Genomic DNA, 18,366 nt, shown 5'->3' with positions numbered 1-18,366 from the left:
TCAGGTCCGCGATCGATTGGGGAATGGTGTAACGGTAGCACAACAGACTCTGACTCTGTTTGTCTAGGTTCGAATCCTAGTTCCCCAGCCAGCCTTCAGAACACCGATTGCAGTCGCTCGACGTTCTTGGCACCGCAAAATTGCAAACAACCTAAACCCTGATCACTGGGCCGCCCACAACGAGCGGGCGCGTCTGCTGATGCCTTGATCAATTGATCCTGCCTCGTCGTTGGCCGCCGCCATCATGCAATGGCTTGTCGGACAAAGTGACATTGGGCGCAGAATCTTGTGCGATGCACCCCAAAATTTCGTTGCAGGCGCTGTTTTCAGGCCATTGACCGAGAAAGATTTCGCCCATAGCCTTTGTCCGACAAACAACGATGAGACGCTATGTCGTCCGTGGTCCCGAATTTTGCGCGTATCGAAGTAGCGCCGGCCTATCAAAAGGTGGCGGACGCGATTGAGCGTGAAATCGTCAATGGCCGCATCAAGCCTGACGATCCGATCGGAACGGAATCTGAACTCGTCCAGCAGTTTGGTGTGAATCGTTCCACGGTCCGCGAAGGCATTCGGGTGCTCGAAGAAAGCGGATTGATCCGGCGCGATTCCAGCCGCCGCCTGTATGCGTGCCTGCCGCGCTACAACAAGCTTGCCAGCCGGTTGAGCCGGGCGCTTGTGCTGCACGAAGTGACATTTCGGGAATTGTATGAAACCGCGATGATCCTCGAGATTGCCGCGATCGAATATGCTGTCGATCATGCGACAGATGACGACATTGCCGAGATCGCGGCGAACATCGAGAAGACCGAGCAGGCCATCGCAAATCATGCCGCATTCGCTGAACTGGATGCGGAGTTTCACATCCTGATTGCGAAGGCCTCCCATAACCGCGTGTTGCAGCTCGCGCGAGAACCGGCAGGTCTGCTGTTTTTTCCCACCACGGAGATGGTGGTCCGCAACGTGGCCGAAGGCATGCCGCGCCTCATCGTCGCGCACCATCACCTGCTCGACGCGATCCGTAGACGCGACAAGGAAGCGGGGAAAGTATGGATGCGGCGGCACGTTGAAGACTGGCGGAGAGGCTTTGAGCGCGCGGGTAACTCGCTCGATCGGCCGGTCGAGCGAATGTACATGGAACATGCCTTGGTGGGCCGCAAGCGATAGGCACCGAAGCGAGAGAACAGCCAAAAGAGCGGGTCAACCGCCGGGCAAGCCAAAAAAGGGGGGAGCGTCAGTTGAGTTCGATTGATTCACGCCGTTTGGAGACTGGCAGGCCGGCGGTAATCGCCGCGTCCCCGGCGCAGTTCGGCGCACGACGATGAGCAGTCAGACATCGTCGTCCTCCGCAGGTTTAGCCGTCAGCCATCTGTCGCTTGCGTTCGGCGGATTGAAGGCGCTGTCCGATGTTTCGTTTTCCGTCGCCCCGGGATCGATCACGGCCGTGATCGGCCCGAACGGCGCGGGCAAGACGTCGCTGTTCAACTGCATCTCCGGCTTCTACCGCCCGTCGGCCGGCGCGATCGAATTCGACGGCAACGACATTAGCAAATTGCATCCGCCGGCGCGGGCCAAAATCGGTCTGGCCCGCACGTTTCAGAACATCGCGCTGTTTCGCGGCATGACGGTGCTCGACAACATCAAGCTCGGCCGTCACGCACACATGCGGACGAATGTGTTTGACGCGCTGTGGTACTTCGGGCGGGCCAGGCGCGAGGAGCTTGAGCTGCGATCCGAGATCGAGAGGCGGGTGCTTGATTTTCTGGAGATGGAGCACATCCGCGACCAGCCGGTGGCGTCGCTGTCCTACGGCCTGCGCAAACGAGTCGAACTTGCGCGCGCGCTTGCGATGCAGCCGCGCGTGCTGATGCTCGATGAGCCAGTGGCGGGCATGAATCGCGAAGAGACCGAGGACATGGCCCGCTTCATCCTCGACGTGAAGGAGGAGTGGGGCGTGACCATCCTGATGGTCGAGCACGACATGGGGCTCGTCATGGACATCTCGGACCATGTTGTCGTGCTGAACTTCGGTCAGGTGATCGCAGCCGGAAAACCGCCGGAGATTCAGAATAACCCGGACGTGATCGCGGCTTATCTCGGGTCCGGCGATGTCGGAGATCTGTCGCGGCGGATCGCGGGCGAGAGGGCAGCGTGATGGATTGGCTGTTCCTGTTCGAGGTCGTGTTGTCTGGGCTTGGATCGGGCGCGCTGCTGGCGCTGACCGGCATCGCCTTCGTGCTGATCTACAAGGCAACCAAGGTTCTGAATCTTGCCGTCGGCGAGATGCTGATGCTGTGCGCGTACTTCTTCTTCGGAATGACCGCGGCATTTGCGCTTCCAATCTGGCTTGCGATTATTCTCACGGTGATCGGCGGCGGCATTCTCGGCGGCGTTATCGAACGTATTCTGATCCGACCGATGCTCGGTGAAAGCCCGATCTCGGTGTTCATGGTGACTGTCGGTCTCAGTTCGGTGCTGATCGGATTTGTGGAGTTCGTATGGGGGAGTGATCCCGCCACCTTGCCGAACTTCCTGCCGTCGAAGCCGATATTTATAGGCAGCGCATACATCTCACCAAAGATCGCGGTGAGCTTTGTGGTCGCGACGGTATTGATCGCAGCGTTTCTCGTTGTCTTCCGGACGTGGCGGGGCGGCGTCGCGCTGCGCGCCACCGCGACCGATCAAGGCGCGGCGTTTTCCTGCGGGATCAATGTTCCTGCGGTATTTTCGGTCTCGTGGATTGTCGCGGGTATGGCGGCTGCGGGATCGGGCATTTTGATCGGTTCGATCGGCGGTATTTCGCCAACCATGGGCGTGTTTGGCCTCTCGGTCCTGGTCGCGGTCATCGTCGGCGGGCTCGACTCGATTGCTGGCGCTCTGGTGGCGGGTCTCGCCATCGGCGTCGTCGAGGCGCTCGTCGGCACCTATATGGGCGGCGAATTCAAGCTGCTTGTCACCTTCAGTATCCTTGTGGTTGCTCTGATGATCCGCCCTTACGGATTGTTCGGCACAGTTGAAATCGAGCGACTCTGATGCGTATTGGCGCGGCCCACCAAACCTACGCGCAGGCAGAAGCGCTGCTCGATACCAACGTGCAGCGCGTGATGCTGGTCGCGCTGTTCGCGGCGCTGGCGCTGTTTCCGTTCATCGCGGACCAGTACTGGATCTATCTCGCCTGTCTCGTCCTGATCCACATCGTCAGCACCACCGGCCTCAACATCCTCACTGGTTATACCGGCCTTGTCAGCCTCGGGCAGGCGGCCTTCATGTCGGTCGGCGCATACACCGTCGCTATTCTTGAAATTCGCGTCGGTACGCCGTTCATCATCAATCTGATCCTTGCGGGCTTCGTGTCGGCCGCGGTCGGCCTCGTTGTCGGCGTGCCGAGCCTTCGCGTGAAGGGGCTCTATCTTGCGATTGCGACCATCGCAGCGTCCTTCATTCTGCATTTCCTATTCGCCAACGGGCCGGCTTTTCTCGGCGGAACGCAGGGGCTGAGCATGCCGCCCGCGCGGTTGTTCGGTTACGATCTCGCGCGTCCGTTCCAGCTTTATTGGCTGTTCATGCCGCTGACGGCGCTGGCTGTGTTCGTCGCAGCCAACCTGTTCCGGACCCGCATCGGCCGGGCCTTCATCGCTATTCGCGATCGTGACATCTCGGCGGAGGTGCTCGGTATTCCGTTGTTGAAATACAAGCTGCTCTCCTTCGCGCTGTCGTCGTTCTACGCCGGCGTTGCGGGCGGCATGTGGGCGTACTTTTTCCGCGTGGTCACGCCGGAAAGTTTCCCGCTGATCTATTCGGTATTCTTCCTTGCCGCGGTCATCGTCGGCGGAATGGGCACAATTCTCGGCGCCATCCTTGGCGCGATCTTCATGACCATGGTGCCGGAATTTCTGAAGATCGCGGTGTCCTATCTGACCTTCATTCCGAATGCGACAGCGCAATTGTCGCCGATCCGGACAATCGTTTTCGGCTTGCTGATTATCGGGTTTCTGCTGTTCGAGCCGCAGGGCCTTGCCGAAATCTGGCGCCGCGTGCGACGCTTCTTTCATCTATGGCCGTTCAAGAAATGACACACAGGGAGAAACAACCATGAGATTCTATCCAACGCGCCGAAAGGTGTTGTCTTACGCAGCTGCAGGCTGTCTCGCACTAGGCCTTAACGTTCCAGCGCGTGCTGCCGACGACATCGTGATCGGTGCGTCAATGCCGATGACCGGTGTGTTTGCCTTCGCAGGCATCGCGCTGAACAACGCGTTCCAGGATTACGTGAAGATCGTGAACGATGCCGGCGGCATCAATGGCCGCAAGGTCAAATATGTTGCTGAAGACACCGGCTACAAGGTCGATAACTCGGTGGCGGTCTTCAATCGCATCACCAGCCAGGAAAAGGTAAGCCTCTATTACGGAGACTCCACCGCCTTCTCGAAGACCATCAATGCCGAGCTAAATCGCCGTGGCGATATCATGCTTGCGGGTGCATCCTTTGCGACCGAATTGAACGATCCGAAGAACTTCCCGAACCAGTTTATCGCCGGTCCGGATTATTCGGAGATGATTGGCATTCTGCTCGAGTACATCGCCAAAACGAAGCCGGGCGCGAAAATCGCTCTGGTCAATTCGGATACGGAATTCGGACGTGATCCGATTGCACCGACCGAGAAGCGGGCGGCTGAACTCGGCCTGAAGGTCGTTGAAAAGATCGCGACGCCGCCGACCAGCGTTGACGTTTCGACCGAGGTGCTCAAGCTGCGCCGCGCCGATCCGGACTACACCATCTTCCACGGCTACATTCTGGCGCCGCTGCCGGAATTCATGAGTCAAGCCAAGCAGCTCGGTCTCAAGACCAAGTTCATGGGCACGTTCTGGTCGATGGACAATGCGATCTGGGCGAAGTCCGCCGATGTCGCGGATGGTTTCATGGGCGTGATGCCGTATCGCTATTACTTCGACACGGAAGGCAAGTCGCCGATGCTGGAGAAGATTCGGCAGATCCGTCCAGAGTATCAGTCGACCGGCTACATGCAGGGCTTCCTGACCGCGATGCTGATGACCGAAGCCGCCAAGCGCACGCTGGACGCCAAGAAGGATCTCACCGCGGCCAACATGAAAGCTTCGCTGAACTCGATCAAGGACTTCGACACCGGCGGCATCATCGGCGTACCGATCTCGATTCCCGGCAACACCGTTCCTGTTGGGCGCGTCTATCAGTATGACGGCGCGAACAAGACCATGAAGCCGGTCTCCGACTGGATCAAGATCGCGAAGTAATGACGATGACCGCGGAAGCACTCCTCTCCGTCAACAATATCGAGGTCGTCTATAACAAGACGGTCCAGGTGCTCCGCGGCCTCTCATTGAAGGTCGACAAGGGAGCGGTGGTCGCCTTGCTGGGCTCGAATGGGGCCGGCAAGTCGACCACGCTCAAGGCCATCTCCAACCTGCTTGAGTTGGAGGATGGGAAGGTCACCACGGGCGACATTCTGTTCAAGGGCCGCTCCGTGTCACGTCTCGCTCCGCATCAATTGGTGCGGGGCGGGCTTTTCCATGTGATGGAAGGCCGCCGAATTTTCGAGGACCTCACGGTCGAGGAGAATTTGACCGCCGCCACTTACGCAATGTCGGGTCGCAGCGGCGCGAAGACACCCTTCGATCTCGTCTACACTTATTTCCCGCGCCTGTTCGAGCGGCGTACCGGGCGCGCTGGTTATCTCTCCGGCGGCGAGCAGCAGATGCTGGCCATCGGCCGGGCGCTCATTGCGCAGCCGGAATTGATGCTGCTCGATGAGCCGTCGCTTGGTCTGTCGCCGAAGCTGGTCGAAGAGATATTCACCATCATCGCGCGCATCAGCCGCGAGCAGGGCGTCTCGATGCTGCTTGTGGAGCAGAATGCGGCTGTGGCGTTCGCTGTGTCGACGTATGGCTACATCATGGAATCGGGAAAGATCGTGACGGATGGTCCCACGGCGCAGTTGTTGCGCGATCAGGATGTTCGCGAATTCTATCTCGGTGTCGGCGCGGCAAATGCGGAGACCAAGGGCTTTCGGGGTATCAAGCACTACAAGCGCCGCAAGCGCTGGCTGTCCTAACGTCGTGATGAGGATCGCATGAGCGACAGATTTCCCCAATTGACGCTGCCGCAGATGCTGCGCGAAAACGCGCGCCGCTACCCGGACCGCGTGGCGATCCGTCAAAAGGAATTCGGAATCTGGAATCCTTCGACCTGGCAGCGCTATTACCAGCGGGCTTGTCATGTCGGGCTCGGCTTTCGTGCGCTCGGCCTTAACGAGGGCGGCCATGTCGCCATCTTATCCGAAAACCGGATCGAATGGGTGCTGGCGCAACTTGGCGCAAACATCGTCGATGGGATCGCGGTCGGTGTTTATCCGACCAGCCCGTCGAACGAAGTCGCTTATGTGCTGGCGCATTCCGAATCCGAGATCATCGTCTGCGAGGATCAGGAGCAGGTCGACAAGGTTCTGGAACGCCGCGAGGAACTGCCGAAGCTGCGCCGAATCATCGTCGTTGAAACCAAGGGTATCAGGGACTATCCGCCCGATCAGGTGATGTCGTTCGATGCGCTCGAAGCGCTGGGCGCCGATTTCGAAGCCAGCCCCGCAGCTTTGATCGATGGAATTATTGATCGGCAACAACTCTCGCAGATCGGGCTGATCATCTACACCTCCGGCTCCACTGGAAAGCCGAAAGGCGCGATGCTGAGTTACAAGAACATTCGCGCGCAGGCGATCGGCTGCGCGGATCGGCTGGTTGTGGATCAATCCGCAAGCGTTCTGTCATACTTGCCGCTGTGTCATGTCGCCGAGCAGATGACGACAGTGATGGTCCCGACGTATCTGGCGTCGCTGGTCAATTTTGGAGAGTCAATTCGGACCGTGCAGGAGGATCTGCGTGAGGTTGCGCCAAGCATGTTCCTTGGCGTGCCGCGCATTTGGGAAAAGCTGCACTCGTCGATCCATATCAAGCTGCTGGAGGCGGGGCGCATCCGGCGCGCGATGTTCGAACGGGCCTATGCTGCTTGCGAGCCGTTTGCGGAGAAGAACGCAGCCGACCGAACGGTGTCAGAGAAGCTCAAATTTGTGCTGTCGTACTGGCTGGTCTTCCGCGCGCTGCAAAACTTCATCGGACTGCGAAAGACCCGCATTGCCATGACCGGTGCCGCGCCGATCTCGCCTGCGATCGTGCATTTCTTCCGCGCCATCGGCGTGCCGCTGATCGAGGTCTACGGTTTGACGGAAAGTTCGGGCATCGCGCTGGGGCAGGTGTTGTCGGACCGGCGAGTGGGGACCGTGGGCAGCGGCATTGACCGGATGGAGACAAAGCTCGGACAGTCGAACGAGTTGCTCATTCGCGGCGATACGGTGTTTGAAGGTTACTATCGCAACGAAGAAGCGACCAGGATGTCGATCCGCGACGGATGGCTGCACACCGGCGATGTCGCGGAGTTCAAGGACGGCCACTTCCGCATTGTGGACCGTCTCAAGGACATCATGATTACGGCCGGCGGAAAGAATCTCAGTCCGTCAGAAATTGAGAACACGGTGAAGTCGAGCCCGTTCATCAAGGAGTGCATCGTTATTGGTGAGGCGCGCAAGTATGTCTCAGCGCTGATCCAGATCGACTATGATCTCGCCGGGAAGTGGGCCGAGGAAAAAGGCATCGCCTACACCAACTTCAAGAACCTCACCGAGAACGAAAGCCTACGTGATCTGATCCAGTCTGAGATCAACACTGCCAATGCGCAGCTTGCACAGGTCTCGCAGATCCGGAAGTTTCATCTGCTGACGAAGGAACTGGATCATGACGATGACGAAGTCACGGCGACGATGAAGGTCCGGCGTTCCAACGTGCAGAAGAAGTATGTTTCGGAGATCGAAGGGCTTTATAGATAGCGTTCTGGGCCTACGCAGAATTCCTGCGCTCACTCTGTCACGATCAGGCGCTCTGAAGGGGCCAATGATGGATGAGCGTAAAGCCTGACGCGGCATCGTCCTGACGAAGCAACGCCAGCCGATCAATAGGTATCGATTTCAGTTCCAGCGCGGCAAACCGTTTCCGCAAAACCTCGGTAACAGGTCCAAGCCGTTCTGCCGGAAGAGATCCTGCCAGCGTCATGTGAAAGCGAAACTCTTCGAACACGTAGGGATAGCCCCAGCGATCGAGATATTTGATCTGCCGGTCGGTGAGCGGCGACACATTGCGCCGCTCACGGTCTGGATTGGTTAGCGGTGCGCGAAAACTATCAAATTCCGTGACGCAATCTTCCGCGAATTTTTGTAGCTCGGGGCAAGGACCGTCCGGCACGATGGCGATGAAGCTGCTGATGCTGCGGACGGTGGGCACGATCACCGGGATGCTGCGAGGTGTCTGCGCGAACTCTTGCATTGCCGCCGTCAACTCATTCTCGGTTTTGCCCAGAGTGAGTAATATAGGCGCCTTGAGTGTCGCATGAAAGCCGTACTTGCGCGGATCGGCGGTGAGCGGCTTCCAGCCTTCGATTTCCGTCTCAATGCCACCGACGAATGGCAGTGGCTGACCGGTGTATGCATCGTAGCCAATCAGCTCGGCGCCGAAGCGATAAAGGGCGCTGGCAACTGAAGGCACGAAGTAAATCGCGTAACGGGGATACTGCGGCATGCAAACCCTGAGTACCCGCCCGGTCAGGCCGGTTCAACCCTTCGCGCGGCAACAACTCCCGATAAAATGCGTTGCGGCTCGGTAAGGTGAACGATACGACCGCCGGTAATCACTGCAACAACACGCGGCCTCCGCGGCTCGCACGCATCGACGAGGATGATGTCGGCCCGTTTCCCGGCGGCGATCTGACCACGGTCGTGTAGTCCAGTTGCCTTCGCAGGCGCTCCGGATACCAGCGACCAGGCCTGCGGCATCGGCAGAATACTGTCGGCAGCCAGCAGGAACGCCGCGAGCAGGGGCGCGGGATAGTAGTAGTCGGACGTGAGAATCGAACACAAGCCCTTGCTCACCATCTCGGCGGCGCTGGTCCATCCGGTATGGCTGCCCCCGCGCACTACATTGGGAGCGCCGAAGACGGTGAAATCGCCGCCCTCGATAGCCGTGCGTGCTGTTTCTTCGTTGATCGGGAATTCAGCGATATCGATGCCCAGGTCACGGAATCCGCTGCGCTGTTCGGGCGATTCGTCGTCGTGGGACAGCAGCGGGACGCGGTGATCGCGACCAATGGTTGCAAGCCGTGCAATTGACGCTGGAACATTATCCGCGCGGGCCAGAACCTGTTCGACCAGCTTGTCGAATTCTGTTTCGCCGAGGCCGGAGCGCTCCACCATGCGGGCGCGCTTCTTCGGGTTGCTCATCGACGCGGTGGTCATGTCCATGTGATCATTGAAAGCAAGGAGATCGATGCGCCCGGCAGTCAGCCATTCGGCGATTGTGGGCTCAGCGTCGAGATTGAATGTCTCCTGCCGCAGGTGAAAGCGGGTGTCGGCCGCGAGCTGTGGCTGCATAGTTTCTACGGCATTGAGCAGCCGGTGCGCGTTCTCCGTTCCGCGCAGACCCGGCTCCCACGACCATGTCGTGGCATGAAAGACTGTTGTGATGCCATTGGCGATCGCCTGACGATCACTATCAACGAGAGCCACATCGATCGGAAAGTCGACCCCGGGACGAGGCATCATCTGGCGCTCGAAGGCGTCGCCATGCATGTCAACGATTCCGGGCAGGGAGATCAGACCGCGGCTATCGAGACGCATGGCGGCAGTGCCGCTGCGCGACGATGTTTCAGCGATTGTTCCGTTCGCGATGTGGATGTTGGCATCCACGAGCTCGCGTCCCATCAGTGCCTTGCCGCCTTCGATCAAGATGTCCGTCATGTGCCAACTGCTTTCAAACCAAGGAGATCACGTCATCGGGAGTCTTCATGACGGTGGTGTGAAGCTCGAATGACACTGGGATTTTCATCACAGGATTTGCGATTTCGGGGCAGATCGGTCTCAGCAAGTCGCCATGTCACACAACTGTAGGAAACGCGCGCTAGCGAGGGGGAGGTTACATAAACGGAGTCGGCGCATGCTTGAGGTAGACGGATTGACGTGCCGGTTCGGCACAAAGGCGGCCGTCGACAATGCCTCTTTCTCGATTGAGCCGGGCCGCTTTGTCGGCGTGATCGGCCGCTCCGGAGCCGGAAAGTCAACGCTGCTGCGGATGATCAATCGGCTGGAGACTCCGACCAGCGGACGAATTCTGTTCGAAGGCGTCGATGTGACAGCGCTGCAGGGGCGCGATTTGCGCCGCTGGCGGGCGCGTTCCGCGATGATTTTCCAGCAGTTCAATCTGGTTGGACGACTGGATGTGCTCACCAACGTTTTGATGGGACGCCTTGCCGGTGTACCGCTGTGGCGATCGTTGATCCAGCATTGGCCGCAGAACGATAAGGCAGTCGCGATTTCAGCGCTTGAGCAGTTCGACATGATGCCCATGGCAGCGCAGCGCGCGGACCAGCTCTCGGGCGGACAGCAGCAGCGCGTGGCGATTGCGCGCGCGATCGTCCAGCAGCCGGACATTATTCTGGCGGACGAGCCGATTGCATCGCTCGATCCCCGCAACACCCGCATCGTGATGGACGCATTGCTGCGCATCAACAAGCATTTCGGTATTACGGTGATCTGCAACCTGCATTCGCTGGATCTGGCGAGGACCTATTGTGATCGCTTGATCGGAATGTCTGCTGGCCGCATCGTATTCGACGGCGCGCCAGCAGCGCTCACCGACAGCATCGCGCGCGAGCTCTACGATCTTGAGGCCGGCGAAGTGATGGATGACGCACCGGACTTTGTGCCCGGAGAGCTGACGCCAGCGTTCGGAAATGTGGCTGCGTAACTTCCTGTTCTGTAACGAACCTACCTGACTCACCGAGAGGACATCATGATCAATCGTCGTACCGTCATTGCCGGCGCCGCTGCGCTTGCCTTTAGCGCCACCGCGGCTTCCGCTCAGGAATGGAAAGCCAAGTATCCCGAACTCACTTTCGCAGTGGTTCCCGCGGAGAACGCATCAGGCGTGACCGAGCGCTGGGCGCCGTTCATCTCCTATCTGAGCAAGGAGCTCGGCGTGAAGGTGAACTTGCGTATCGCCAACGACTATGCAGCAGTCATCGAAGGTCAGCGAACCGGCGCGATTCATATTGCGAGCTACGGTTCGGCGTCGTTCGCGCGCGCTCGGATGACCGGCGTCAAGACTGAAGCTTTCGCGAACGACCGCAATATCGACGGAACCACGGGCTACTACTCGATGTTCTTTGTGCTGGCCAAGAGCCCTTACAAGAATATCGATGACATGAAGGGCAAGAACCTCGGCCTCGTCGATCCGAACTCTACCTCGGGCAACAACGTGCCGCGGTTCGAACTGAACAAGATGCAGATTACCGACGCTGAATCGTATTTCGGCAAGGTAGTGTATACGGGGAGCCACGAGAACGCGTTGCTTGCGCTCTCGCAGGGTACCATCGACGTCGCTGCCAATCAGTGGACTGCCGACAACGATTCGACGCTTGCGCAGATGCTGACCAAGGGCATGCTGAAGAACGCGGACGGCTCGGCAATGAAGAAGGATGATTTCCGAATCGTCCACAGGTCAGCTCCGATTCTGAACGGCCCTTATGCTGTCCTGACGGACATGCCGGCCGATCTGAAGGCCGGTATTGAGAAAGCTTTCTTTGCAGCTCCGACCAAGGACAAGGCCGCTTTCGACAGGTTGTCCGATGGACAGAAGAAGGACTTCAACGCCGCGACCACCAAGGATTGGGATGGCATGATCGAACTGATCAAGTTCGTTGACAGCCTTCGCAAGAAGAAAGCCTCCTGAATTTGAACGAGGGGCCGGACCTTTTTGCGGTCCGGTCCTTCTTCCTTTGTGCGTAGAGCGATCAATTGACGGTCAGCCTTTCCAGCTATCCCCCACAGCAGATCGCGGTGCTCGAAGCCGCGTATGACGCAGCTGTCGCGCGCAAGCGTTTGCGTTTTGCGGCGGGTCTCGTGGTGTTCGTGGCATTGCTAATCGTTGCAAGCCTCGGCGCGGAAGTCGCGCCGAAGACTTTTGTCGAGAAGATCGGAAATTTTGTCGGCTACTTCGATCGCATCCTGAATCTCGATACCGGCAGCAGAGTCTGGACCGACCCCGCTGAGTGGTTCTGGGGTTGGCAGAAGTGGCTGAAGTTGCTCGCGGAGACTCTGCTGTTGAGCTATGTCGGCACCACCATCGGTGCGGTCGGCGCATTTGGCCTGAATTTTTTCGCTGCGACCAACCTGTCGCCGCATCCCGGCCTTCGGTTTGTTGTGCGCAGGGTCATGGAGTTCTGCCGCACCGTTCCGAGCATCGTGTTCGCCTTGATCTTTGTGATCGCGTTTGGCCTCGGGCCTATGGCGGGTATATTAGCCATTGCCATTCATTCGATCGGCGCGCTGGGCAAGCTCTATTCGGAGCAAGCTGAAAATATCGACATGAAGCCGCTGGAAGGTGTCCGGTCCACGGGAGCGAGCTGGATGTCTTCCATCCGCTTTGCGGTGCTGCCGCAGGTGATGCCGGGTTTCGCGAGCTATACGTTGCTGCGCTTCGAGATCAATGTGCGCGAAGCGTCGGTGATGGGGTTTGTCGGTGCCGGCGGCATCGGCCAGGAGCTGGTGGTTGCGGTGCGCAAGTTCTTTTACTCCGACGTCAGCGCTATCCTGCTGATGATCATCGTCACGGTCTTCATCATCGACATTCTCACAGGGTGGCTGCGCGGGCGCTTGTTTGGCGTGGAGCAGCGTGTATGACGCCCGTGACGCGAGACCCAAACCAATTGGCGGCGCAATACCCGGAGCTTTTTCAGGGGACGCATACGGCGCGGCTGAAGGCGCTCGCCATCGGCATGGCGGCTTTCGCGCTGTTTCTGTTTGGGTGCTGGCATCTGGACTTTTCGCTGGATCGTCTGATGACCGGCCTCCGGCAGCTCAGCTGGTTCGTCATGCTGATGATCCCGCCAGATCCCGGAACGTCGCTTCCGACCTATCTGGCGGCTATGGGGGAAACGCTGTCGATCGCGTTTCTCGGCACGCTGCTCGGTGCGATACTGGCGCTCCCGATCAGTCTCTTGGCGGCGCGGAACATCATCCCATCCATTTTTCTTCGTTTCCCCGCTCGACGATTTCTGGACTCGATCCGCGGTGTCGATACGCTGATCTGGGCGCTGGTCTGGATCAACGTTGTGGGGCTCGGACCATTCGCCGGTGTGCTGGCAATCGCGACGGCGGATTTCGGCGCGTTTGGAAAGCTGTTTTCAGAAGCGATCGAGGGGGCGGATCGCAAGCAGGTCGAAGGCATCCGCGCGGCCGGGGGTGGCAAGCTGCATGAAATACGGTTTGGGCTGATGCCACAGGTGTTGCCCGTGCTTGCGGGGCAGATACTCTATTTCATCGAATCCAACACGCGCTCGGCCACCATCATCGGCATTGTCGGCGCGGGCGGTATTGGCTTGCAACTCGCCGAACAAATCCGCGTGCTGGAATGGCAGAAGGTCTCGACATTGATCCTGATGATCCTGGTCGCTGTCGCTGTCATCGACTTTATTTCGACCCGGCTGCGTTTCGCGATTATCGGCCGGGCGAGCGACGTGCGTCACTAATTCACGGACTTACTGATTTTCGATGACGAACTGAACGCGCTCGGCGGCAAAGCGCGCCCGTGTCGTGAGCAGGGGTGTGCCGTTGGGCTCCGTATCAAGACTGTCCGCGACCAGCACCGGACGTCCCAGAGCGAGATCGAGCCGTGCGGCATCCGCGGCGTCTGCGATGGCAGCCGAGACGGTGGTCCACTCGCGGCGGTAGTCACGCACACCAAAATGAGCCAGCAGCTTGGTCATTGAGCGGGTCTTTTCGTAGATCCGTCCGCCATCCGCGAAGCGGTTTGCATCGAGCCACGTCGTTCCAAGACAGATGGGAATGCGATTGGCCATTCGCATGGCGTCGATCCGCAGGAGGGGTGCATCTGCCTTGAGACCAAGCCGCTTCGCAAGTTCTCGCGGTGCGGATTCAATCGACGCGCTGAGCAGTTGACCACCGGCTTCCAGCCCACCGGCTCCGACAATCTCCGAAAACCGCGTACGTGAGCGCAGCGGATAGGCGATGCGCGGCGCTTCGACATAGGTGCCACTACCGCGTTCGGCGCGCACCAATCCTCGCTCGGCAAGAACCGCGAGCGCGCGGCGCACCGTATGGCGGTTGACGCGATGGGCTTCCGCGATCTCCAGTTCGCCGGGGAGGCGCGTGTCACGTGCATAAGTTCCATCGGCGATACCTTGCTCGATAGAATCCGCCACGCGTCGCCAAAGCGCTACGCCAGTGTTGGTTTCGCCGGTTAGGCTCATGATTGCCACACGTTGTGATGCACCTGTTGGGCAGTGAAAATCATATCGGGTGTCACCAGATTGTCATGGCCATGCGCTAGGAAGTTGTCTACTAACATAGACAACTTGGAATCGGCAAGTCGGACATGATCCAACCCCATAGAGATCCGCAGCAAGCCCGTCGCCGCGACGCCATGTCGATCCTGACGCATGCGGCGACGGAACGGATAGCGGCATGTCTGGTAACGATTGACCTTCCACCGCACGAGCCGGCGCGTCAGCCTGAGAGCGGCCTTGTCATGGTTCGAGGGCGGATTGGTGGTGACGGCGCGCCATTCAACCTCGGCGAGGCCAGCGTGTCGCGAGCGGCGGTGCGTCTCGCCTCCGGCGAGGTGGGATTTGGCTACGTACTGGGCCGTGATGGCGAGAAGGCGAAGTTGATCGCGCTGTGCGATGCGCTGATCCAGAGCGGCGATCTGGCGACCGAGGTCGAACAGAAAGTCATCGCGCCGCTGCGGCAGGAGCGGGAGACAGCGCGTGGGCAACAAGCCACTGAGACGGCCGCGACACGGGTCGATTTCTACACGCTGGTAAGAGGCGAGGGCTGACGATGACGCTTCACGCGAATCTTGTCTCCAGCGCGGGCCTTCCCGATCCGGTGCTATCGTCGCAATCGGTGTTTCGTAGCGTGATGAATGCGCTGGCGGGGCCTGGTTCAATTCAGGCAATCGCCGATACGGTGCATGCACCATCGCCGTTGATACAGGCGACCGCCGCGGTAGCACTCACACTGTTCGATCATGATACACCAGTCTGGCTGGACAATCATTTCGCCGGTGTTCCGGCAATTTCCGAATGGTTGCGGTTTCAGAGCGACGCGCCGCTGACGGTAGACACGTCACGAGCGAGCTTTGCTCTCATTCATTGCGGTACGGCGTTGCCGGACTTCGAGACTTTTGCGCTTGGGACGCCAGAATATCCTGACCGCTCGACAACGCTCGTTGTGCAGCTCGATACGCTGACCGAGGGGCCGGAACTGATTCTTTGTGGTCCGGGCATCAAGGGCACGGCGTCGTTGCGCGCCGGCGCGCTGCCGCCCGACTTTGTCGAACGCATCCGTGCTAATCGCGCGCTATTCCCGCGCGGGGTCGATTTGCTGCTGACGTGCGGGGCTAAACTTGTGGCCTTGCCGCGCAGCACGCACGTCACCGTAAAGGGGGCTTGACGATGTACGTTGCGGTTAAAGGCGGCGAGCGCGCCATCGAAAATGCCCACCGGTTGCTGGCGCACGAACGCCGCGGCGATCCGGCTGTACCTGATCTCTCGCTCGCACAGATCTCTGAGCAGCTCACGCTGGCGGTCGATCGCGTCATGACCGAAGGCTCGCTCTATGACCGCGAACTTGCGTCGCTGGCGATCAAACAGGCGCGAGGCGACCTGATCGAGGCGATTTTCCTGCTGCGCGCGTTCCGCGCCACGCTGCCACGGTTTGGCGCGACCGAACCGGTCGATACCGCGACCATGCAGGTGCGCCGCCGTGTCTCATCGACGTTCAAGGATATTCCCGGCGGGCAGATCCTTGGGCCGACGTTCGATTATACGCATCGGTTGCTGGATCCCTCATTGACGGAGGAGACGCCGATACCTGCGCCCGCTCGGGGCGATGTGGATGATGCGCCGATGCCGCGCGTGACCGACATTCTCGGCGCGGACGGCTTGATCGAAGCGTCGCCCGATGCTGATCCCGACCAGCCGATCGGTGATCTCACCCGTGAGCCGCTGAGCTTCCCGGCGGACCGCGATCTGCGCCTGCAGAATCTTGCGCGCGGCGACGAGGGGTTTCTTCTGGCATTGGGCTATTCAACTCAGCGCGGGTTCGGCCGGACTCATCCGTTCGCCGGCGAAATTCGTTTCGGCGAGGTAGAGGTCGAATTCATGGCGGAAGACGCTGGCTTTGCTGTCCCGCTTGGATCGATCACGCTGACGGAATGTCAGATGGTGAACCAGTTCAAGGGATCGGCCACGGAGGCACCGTGCTTTACGCGCGGCTATGGTCTCTCTTTCGGTCAAAGTGAACGCAAGACCATGTCGATGGCCCTGGTAGATCGTTCGCTTCGTGCACGTGAATTCGGCGAAGAAGCGCGATCGCCAGCGCAGGACGAGGAGTTCGTCATGTCGCACTCCGATAACGTGCAGGCGACGGGATTCGTCGAGCATCTCAAGTTGCCGCACTACGTGGACTTCCAGTCCGAACTGGGACTGCTGCGGAAGCTGCGCAAGGAATTTGAGGCCGCGAAAGAGAGTGATGTCGCGCTCGCGGAGGCCGCGGAATGAACGCACCGGTCTATAATTTTGCCTACCTGGACGAGCAGACCAAGCGGATGATCCGCCGCGCTATCCTCAAGGCTATTGCTATACCCGGCTATCAGGTGCCGTTCGCCAGCCGCGAGATGCCGATGCCTTACGGCTGGGGCACCGGCGGCGTTCAGGTAACGGCAGCGATCCTCGGCCGCGACGATACCTTGAAGGTGATCGATCAAGGCTCGGACGATACGACGAATGCGATCTCGATCCGGAAGTTTTTCGAGAAGACCGCCGGTGTGAAGACCACCACGGTGACCTCGGACGCGACCGTGATCCAGACGCGGCATCGAATTCCCGAAACGGCGCTGAACGACAATCAGGTTCTGGTCTATCAGGTGCCTATCCCGGAGCCGCTGCGGTTTCTTGAACCGCGCGAAACCGAGACACGCCGCATGCACGCACTCGGCGAGTATGGGCTGATGCACGTCAAGCTGTATGAGGACATAGCACGGCATGGCCATATCGCGACAACCTACGCATATCCCGTGAAGGTCAATGACCGCTACGTGATGGACCCGTCGCCGACGCCGAAGTTCGACAATCCAAAGATGGACGATTGCGCAGCGCTGCAATTGTTCGGGGCGGGGCGCGAGAAGCGCATCTATGCGATCCCGCCGCACACCAAGGTAACATCGCTCGATTTCGAGGATCACCCGTTCGAGACCTATCGGTTCGATGCGCCATGCGCGCTGTGCGGATCCGGTGCGTCCTATCTTGATGAAGTCGTGGTTGATGACAAAGGCGGGCGGATGTTTGTTTGCTCCGATACGGATTACTGCGAAACGCGCCGCGCGGACGGCCATCAGGGCGCGGGTTTCGGCGCCGATCACCAGGTGACGTGATGAGTAACGACGATCAGCCGCTGCTCATCTGCGAGGGACTCAGCAAGTCCTATGGCCGGCAGCTTGCCTGCAAGAACATCTCGTTTCAGCTTTACCCGGGAGAGGTGCTTGCCATTGTGGGCGAGTCCGGCTCGGGGAAGTCGACGCTGCTACAGATGCTGTCCACGCAGCTCGCGCCAAGCAGGGGACGCTTATCGTACCGCATGCGCGACGGCGTGACGCGCGATCTTGCGACCCTCGGCGGAGCGGAGCGGCGGTTTCTGTTCCGCACCGATTGGGGGTACGTCCACCAGGACCCAGCCATGGGACTCCGTATGGCCGTGTCGGCCGGCGCCAACGTCGGAGAGCGGTTGATGGCGGTCGGCTGGGGGCACTACGGCCGAATTCGTGAAACGTCGTCGTCGTGGCTGAAGCGCGTCGAGATTTCGACGGATCGGATCGACGACGCGCCGAAGACATACTCAGGCGGAATGCGGCAGCGGCTTCAGATCGCGCGCAACCTTGTGACCGAGCCGCGGCTTGTGTTCATGGACGAGCCCACCGGCGGCCTCGATGTTTCGGTTCAGGCACGGCTTCTCGATCTGGTGCGGGGACTGGTCAACGAACTTGGGCTTGCCGTCGTCATCGTCACACACGATCTCGCGGTGGCGCGGCTATTGTCGCACCGGGTCATGGTGATGAAGGGCGGTGAGGTCATCGAATCCGGATTGACAGATCAGGTGCTGGACGATCCGCATGAGCCATACACCCAACTTCTCGTTTCCTCGATTTTGCCCGCGTGAGGAC

At 59.6% G+C, this 18,366-nt stretch carries 19 protein-coding genes and 1 tRNA gene; 17 read left to right on the top strand and 3 right to left on the bottom strand.

The features are described 5' to 3' along the window. The first annotated feature begins 17 nt into the window (after positions 1-17). From YH63_RS20280 to YH63_RS20245, 8 genes are all read left to right on the top strand, one after another. A tRNA-Gln gene (locus tag YH63_RS20280) sits at positions 18-91 on the top strand. Positions 92-390: 299 nt separating this feature from the next. Further along, positions 391-1,164 carry a FadR/GntR family transcriptional regulator gene (locus YH63_RS20275; protein ID WP_046830085.1) on the top strand — a complete coding sequence of 258 codons (774 nt, stop codon included), beginning with the start codon at positions 391-393 and terminating at the stop codon, positions 1,162-1,164. A 154-nt stretch (positions 1,165-1,318) separates the two neighbouring features. Next, positions 1,319-2,152 (top strand): ABC transporter ATP-binding protein, encoded by an 834-nt coding sequence (locus tag YH63_RS20270; RefSeq protein ID WP_046830084.1) that lies wholly within the window; start codon positions 1,319-1,321, stop codon positions 2,150-2,152. Then, positions 2,152-3,030, top strand: a complete 879-nt coding sequence (locus YH63_RS20265) for a branched-chain amino acid ABC transporter permease (RefSeq protein WP_046830083.1) — start codon at positions 2,152-2,154, stop codon at positions 3,028-3,030. Before YH63_RS20270 ends, YH63_RS20265 begins: the two co-directional genes overlap by 1 nt. Then, a complete protein-coding gene (locus YH63_RS20260) occupies positions 3,030-4,070 on the top strand; it encodes a branched-chain amino acid ABC transporter permease (protein ID WP_046830082.1) in 1,041 nt (346 codons plus the stop codon). Before YH63_RS20265 ends, YH63_RS20260 begins: the two co-directional genes overlap by 1 nt. Positions 4,071-4,089: 19 nt before the next feature. Further along, positions 4,090-5,268, top strand: a complete 1,179-nt coding sequence (locus YH63_RS20255; RefSeq protein WP_046830081.1) for an ABC transporter substrate-binding protein — start codon at positions 4,090-4,092, stop codon at positions 5,266-5,268. Positions 5,269-5,273: 5 nt separating this feature from the next. Beyond that, a complete protein-coding gene (locus tag YH63_RS20250) occupies positions 5,274-6,086 on the top strand; it encodes an ABC transporter ATP-binding protein (RefSeq protein WP_205717127.1) in 813 nt (270 codons plus the stop codon). A gap of 18 nt (positions 6,087-6,104) precedes the next feature. Continuing rightward, entirely contained in the window at positions 6,105-7,907 is a 1,803-nt protein-coding gene (locus YH63_RS20245; protein WP_046830079.1) for an AMP-dependent synthetase/ligase, read from the top strand. Between the two features lie 43 nt (positions 7,908-7,950). Here YH63_RS20245 and YH63_RS20240 read toward each other — a convergent pair whose 3' ends face one another. After that, complete coding sequence (locus YH63_RS20240) at positions 7,951-8,652, bottom strand: DUF1045 domain-containing protein (protein ID WP_046830078.1); 702 nt, start codon at positions 8,650-8,652, stop codon at positions 7,951-7,953. A 23-nt stretch (positions 8,653-8,675) separates the two neighbouring features. Further along, the gene (locus YH63_RS20235; protein ID WP_046830077.1) at positions 8,676-9,866 is read right to left on the bottom strand and encodes an alpha-D-ribose 1-methylphosphonate 5-triphosphate diphosphatase; all 1,191 of its coding nucleotides are present in this window, start codon (positions 9,864-9,866) and stop codon (positions 8,676-8,678) included. A gap of 196 nt (positions 9,867-10,062) precedes the next feature. Between YH63_RS20235 and phnC the strand changes: the two genes are divergently transcribed. The 4 genes from phnC to phnE (YH63_RS20215) all read left to right on the top strand — a co-directional run bounded on the left by phnC (position 10,063) and on the right by phnE (YH63_RS20215) (position 13,654). Beyond that, complete coding sequence (phnC, locus tag YH63_RS20230; RefSeq protein WP_046830076.1) at positions 10,063-10,872, top strand: phosphonate ABC transporter ATP-binding protein; 810 nt, start codon at positions 10,063-10,065, stop codon at positions 10,870-10,872. A 45-nt stretch (positions 10,873-10,917) separates the two neighbouring features. Continuing rightward, complete coding sequence (gene phnD / locus YH63_RS20225; protein ID WP_046830075.1) at positions 10,918-11,856, top strand: phosphonate ABC transporter substrate-binding protein; 939 nt, start codon at positions 10,918-10,920, stop codon at positions 11,854-11,856. A gap of 65 nt (positions 11,857-11,921) precedes the next feature. Next, the gene (gene phnE, locus YH63_RS20220) at positions 11,922-12,806 is read left to right on the top strand and encodes a phosphonate ABC transporter, permease protein PhnE (protein WP_046830074.1); all 885 of its coding nucleotides are present in this window, start codon (positions 11,922-11,924) and stop codon (positions 12,804-12,806) included. Next, entirely contained in the window at positions 12,803-13,654 is an 852-nt protein-coding gene (phnE, locus tag YH63_RS20215) for a phosphonate ABC transporter, permease protein PhnE (protein ID WP_046830073.1), read from the top strand. Before phnE (YH63_RS20220) ends, phnE (YH63_RS20215) begins: the two co-directional genes overlap by 4 nt. A 9-nt stretch (positions 13,655-13,663) precedes the next feature. On the opposite strand, the gene phnF is transcribed toward phnE (YH63_RS20215), so the two are convergent. Then, positions 13,664-14,395, bottom strand: coding sequence for a phosphonate metabolism transcriptional regulator PhnF (gene phnF, locus YH63_RS20210; protein WP_046830072.1), 732 nt, complete (start codon positions 14,393-14,395; stop codon positions 13,664-13,666). Positions 14,396-14,520: 125 nt separating this feature from the next. On the opposite strand from phnF, the gene phnG reads away from it, so the two are divergent. Genes phnG through phnK form a run of 5 tightly spaced genes read left to right on the top strand, consistent with a single transcriptional unit; the run spans position 14,521 to position 18,362 of the window. After that, positions 14,521-14,982: a phosphonate C-P lyase system protein PhnG gene (phnG, locus tag YH63_RS20205; RefSeq protein ID WP_083992743.1), complete on the top strand. Its 462-nt coding sequence runs from the start codon at positions 14,521-14,523 to the stop codon at positions 14,980-14,982. Positions 14,983-14,984: 2 nt separating this feature from the next. Continuing rightward, the gene (gene phnH / locus YH63_RS20200) at positions 14,985-15,599 is read left to right on the top strand and encodes a phosphonate C-P lyase system protein PhnH (protein WP_046830070.1); all 615 of its coding nucleotides are present in this window, start codon (positions 14,985-14,987) and stop codon (positions 15,597-15,599) included. A gap of 2 nt (positions 15,600-15,601) precedes the next feature. After that, a complete protein-coding gene (locus YH63_RS20195) occupies positions 15,602-16,708 on the top strand; it encodes a carbon-phosphorus lyase complex subunit PhnI (protein WP_046830069.1) in 1,107 nt (368 codons plus the stop codon). Further along, positions 16,705-17,580: an alpha-D-ribose 1-methylphosphonate 5-phosphate C-P-lyase PhnJ gene (locus tag YH63_RS20190; protein ID WP_046830068.1), complete on the top strand. Its 876-nt coding sequence runs from the start codon at positions 16,705-16,707 to the stop codon at positions 17,578-17,580. The genes YH63_RS20195 and YH63_RS20190 overlap by 4 nt, the downstream gene beginning before the upstream one ends. Further along, complete coding sequence (gene phnK / locus YH63_RS20185) at positions 17,580-18,362, top strand: phosphonate C-P lyase system protein PhnK (RefSeq protein WP_046830067.1); 783 nt, start codon at positions 17,580-17,582, stop codon at positions 18,360-18,362. Before YH63_RS20190 ends, phnK begins: the two co-directional genes overlap by 1 nt. Positions 18,363-18,366: the final 4 nt, after the last annotated feature.

The sequence above is a fragment of the Afipia massiliensis genome (genome assembly GCF_001006325.2).
Lineage (GTDB): Bacteria > Pseudomonadota > Alphaproteobacteria > Rhizobiales > Xanthobacteraceae > Afipia > Afipia massiliensis_A.
The sequence above is the reverse complement of the archived record's forward strand: the minus strand, read 5'-3'. Positions and strand labels throughout refer to the sequence as shown.